This is a genomic window from Sphaerotilus sp., from assembly GCF_013299175.1.
Lineage (GTDB): Bacteria > Pseudomonadota > Gammaproteobacteria > Burkholderiales > Burkholderiaceae_C > Sphaerotilus.
Genome location: NZ_JAAFKF010000188.1, coordinates 1 through 3,539, shown reverse-complemented (window position 1 = coordinate 3,539; position 3,539 = coordinate 1). Strand labels below are relative to the sequence as shown.

Below are 3,539 nucleotides of genomic sequence, written 5' to 3'. Positions count from 1 at the left end.
TCAAGACCCTGGTGGCTGCAGTCCAGGCGGCCGGGTTGGTGGACACGCTCAAGGGCCCGGGCCCGTTCACCGTGTTCGCCCCCACGGACGAAGCCTTCGCCAAGGTGCCCAAGGAGGCGCTGGACGCACTGCTCAAGGACAAGGCGGCACTGACCAAGGTGCTGACCTACCACGTCGTGTCGGGCAAGGTGATGGCCGCGGACGTGAAGGCCGGCAAGGTCCGCACGGTGCAGGGCCAGGAGCTGACGCTGGGCACGGCGGGCGGCGTCACCGTGGACAGTGCCCGTGTCACCGCCGCCGATGTGGTGGCGAGCAATGGCGTGATCCACGTCATCGACACGGTGGTGATGCCGCGCTGACCGGCGGCTGGGTAGGGCGGTCGCTGCTCAGTCGAAGACCGGCACCACCCCATCCTTCAACGTGCGCCGCCGCTGCTCGTAATCGGGCATCACGCCGCGCACGATGGCCCAGAACGCCGGGCTGTGGTTCATCTCGTGCAGGTGGGCGAGTTCATGCACCACCACGTAGTCGAGCGTGGCCAGCGGGAAATGGACGAGGCGCCAGTTCAGCCGCACGCTGCCGTCGCTGCTGGCGCTGCCCCACCGCGTGCGTGCCGAACTCAGCCGCAGCCGCGTGACCTGCACGCCCATGGCGGTGGCGTGGTGGGCAATGCGGGCTTCGAAGACGCTGCGCGCTTGCTGCTGCAGCCAGCGTTGCACGGCGTCGCGGAGCTGCATGGAGGTTGCGCCAGCGGGCAGGCGCAGGTGCAGCGTGCGGGGTTGGTCGTGCAGCGGCTGCGGCTCCTGCAGCACCGTGCGGGTCAGGGCGGTGGTGGTGCGGATCAGCAGGTCTTCACCGAGGTAAGGCAGCCGCACGCCGTCGCGCCAGTCGATGCGTGCGGCGTCGAGCTGCACCAGCCGCTGGCCTTGTTCGGCGAGCTTGCGCAGGATCCAGTCGGCCTTGATCTGCACGGCGCTGTCGATCTGCGGCTGGCTGACCCAGCGCGGCGCACTCACCGCCAGTCCGCGCGGGCCGACGACGAAGCCGATGGTGCGCCGGGTCGCGCGCTTGAGCAGGTAGCCCAGCCGCAGCCCACCGAGCACCAGCTCGCGGTTGGCCTCGACCGGGCGCAGCAGGGCCTCGGAGTGGGCCAGCCCGGTGTCGGCGGCGCAGCGTGGGGACACGGGGCGCGTGGAGTCAGGTGGCCGGGCTGGCCGGGGTGGTGTAGGCGTCAGGGTCGAGGCGGCGCATCTCGGACTCGATCCACGCTTCGATTTCCTTCATCAGCTCGTCCGGGCGGCGGCCTTGCGGCGCAATCGGTTTTCCGATGGAAATGTCGATCGTGCCCGGCCGCAGCAGGAAACTCTTGCGCGGCCAGCAGCGTGCCGAGGTCACGGCGATCGGCACCAGCGGCGTGTTCGTCGTCACCGCCAGCCGCGAGGCACCGGTCTTGTACTCGCCCTGGCTGCCGCGCGGAGTGCGCGTGCCTTCGGGGAACATGATCATCCAGGTGCCCAGGCCCATGATGCGGGTGCCTTGCTCGACCACCTTGCGCCAGGCGTCGGAGCGGCGGCCACGGTCGATGTGGACCATGTCCAGCCGCCCGATCGCCCAGCCGAAGAACGGAATCCACAGCAGTTCACGCTTGAAGACGTAGGCCAGCGGGTGCGGCATGATCGCCGGGATGGCGAAGGTCTCCCAGGTGGACTGGTGCTTCGGGACCAGGATCACCGAGGCTTGGCCGTCCGCCGCCGTGGGCACGTTCTCCATGCCCTGCACGCGCCAGTGGACCCCGCAGATCCACTTCGCCCCCAGCACCGACAGCTTCAGCCACCCCGCGCACAGCCAGTACAGCGGCGCGCCCCGCGTGAACACCGAGCCGACCACGGCGGCCAGGCTCCAGGGGATCACCGTGACGATGAGCCAGAGGATGAAGATGGCGGAGCGCAGGTAGAGGAGCATGGGATGGGGGCAGCGGATCAGGTGGAGGTCGGTGTGGACGTGGCTGCGGGCGCGCCGCCGCTGGCCAGACGCTTGCCTTCGGCGCGGGTGGCCCTGTGCTTCTTGCGTTCGGCACCGAGCAGGGCATCGGCGAATGCGGTGAGGCTGGCATGGACCACCAGACCCGGCATCTGGTCACGCAGGGCTTGCACACCCATGTCGTCGAGCGTGGCGGCCTTGCCTGTACGCACCAGGTGCGGCGCGCAGCCGACGGCGGTGGCGGCCTGCAGATCGCGCAGCGTGTTGCCGACCGCCGGTACCGCGGCCATGTCATCCAGGCCGAAGCGCACCCGGATGTCCTCGAACAGCCCCGGCAGCGGTTTGCGGCAGCGGCAGTTGTCTTCCGGCGCGTGCGGACAGAAGAACACCGCGTCTACCTTGCCGCCCAGCGGCGCCAGCAGCGCATTCATCTTCAGGTGCATCTCGTTGAGCGTGTACATGTCGAACAGCCCGCGCCCCAGGCCCGACTGGTTGGTCGCGACCACGACGTGCCAGCCGGCCTGGTGCAGCTTGGCCACCGCTTCCAGCGCCCCCGGAATCGGCACCCACTCGTCCGCCGACTTGACGTAGTCGTCGCGGTTCTCGTTGAGGATGCCGTCGCGGTCGAGGACGACCAGCCGGAGGGCGCTGCGGTCGCCCATGTCAGCTCGCCAGGCGCGACAGGTCGGCCACGCGGTTCATCGCCCCGTGCAGGGTCTTGAGCAGGCCGAGGCGGTTCGTGCGCAGGGCGGGGTCGTCTGCGTTGACCATCACGTCGTCGAAGAAGGCGTCCACCGGGGCCTTCAGTGCGGCGAGGGCCTGGAGGCTGGCGGCGTATTCGCCTTGCTCGAACAGCGTGTCGGCCTGCGGTTGCACCGACTGCAGCGCGGCGGCGAGTGCCTGCTCGGCAGCGTCTTGCAACAGCGCGGGATCGACCTTCGCCTCGACCGTGCCTGTCGCCTTCTTCAGGATGTTGCCGATGCGCTTGTTGGCGGCGGCCAGCGAAGCGGCTTCCGGCAGCGCCGAGAACGCCCGCACTGCGGCGAGCCGGCGCGGGATGTTGCCCAGCCGGCTCGGTGCCAGGGCGAGCACGGCGTCCACTTCCTGTGCGCTGTAGCCCTGTTCGCGCAGCGACACCGACAGGCGGTCGGCGAAGAAGGCGCGCAGCGGGGTGCTCGGGTCGGCGATGCGTTCACCGAAGGCGGGCAGCGCGGCGTGGATCAGCTCGTCCAGGTCCAGCGGCAGGTTGTTCTCGACCAGGATGCGGATCACGCCCAGCGCGTGCCGGCGCAGCGCGAACGGATCCTTGTCGCCGGTGGGCAGTTGTCCGATGCCGAACAGCCCGACCAGCGTCTCCAGCTTGTCGGCCAGCGCCACGACCGTGCCGGTGTGGTTGCGCGGCAGCGCGTCGCCGGCGAAGCGCGGCTTGTAGTGGTCCTCGATGGCGATCGCCACGCCGTCGCGCAGCCCTTCATGGCGCGCGTAGTAGCCGCCCATGATCCCCTGCAGCTCCGGGAATTCGCCCACCATGTCGGTCAGCAGGTCGGTCTTGGCCAGCA

At 69.8% G+C, this 3,539-nt stretch carries 5 protein-coding genes; 1 reads left to right on the top strand and 4 read right to left on the bottom strand.

The features are described 5' to 3' along the window. A partial coding sequence (locus tag QZW52_RS18950) for a fasciclin domain-containing protein (RefSeq protein ID WP_294001649.1) occupies positions 1-359 on the top strand: 359 nt, incomplete at its 5' end. Between the two features lie 27 nt (positions 360-386). On the opposite strand, the gene QZW52_RS18945 is transcribed toward QZW52_RS18950, so the two are convergent. The 4 genes from QZW52_RS18945 to glyS form a co-directional block, all read right to left on the bottom strand. Next, on the bottom strand, positions 387-1,184 hold the full coding sequence (locus tag QZW52_RS18945; RefSeq protein ID WP_294001647.1) for a M48 family metallopeptidase: 798 nt from the start codon (positions 1,182-1,184) through the stop codon (positions 387-389). 13 nt (positions 1,185-1,197) lie between these two features. Beyond that, entirely contained in the window at positions 1,198-1,962 is a 765-nt protein-coding gene (locus tag QZW52_RS18940) for a lysophospholipid acyltransferase family protein (RefSeq protein WP_294001645.1), read from the bottom strand. A gap of 17 nt (positions 1,963-1,979) precedes the next feature. Next, positions 1,980-2,642 (bottom strand): D-glycero-beta-D-manno-heptose 1,7-bisphosphate 7-phosphatase, encoded by a 663-nt coding sequence (gene gmhB, locus QZW52_RS18935; RefSeq protein ID WP_294001643.1) that lies wholly within the window; start codon positions 2,640-2,642, stop codon positions 1,980-1,982. 1 nt (position 2,643) lies between these two features. Then, positions 2,644-3,539: glycine--tRNA ligase subunit beta (gene glyS, locus QZW52_RS18930; RefSeq protein WP_294001641.1), on the bottom strand; the 896-nt coding region annotated here is incomplete at its 5' end.

Bases quoted from the DNA above. Each gene is read 5' to 3' on its own strand.
- QZW52_RS18940 (WP_294001645.1), bottom strand. From the start codon at position 1,962: ATGCTCCTCTACCTGCGCTCCGCCATCTTCATCCTCTGGCTCATCGTC.
- gmhB (WP_294001643.1), bottom strand. From the start codon at position 2,642: ATGGGCGACCGCAGCGCCCTCCGGCTGGTCGTCCTCGACCGCGACGGC.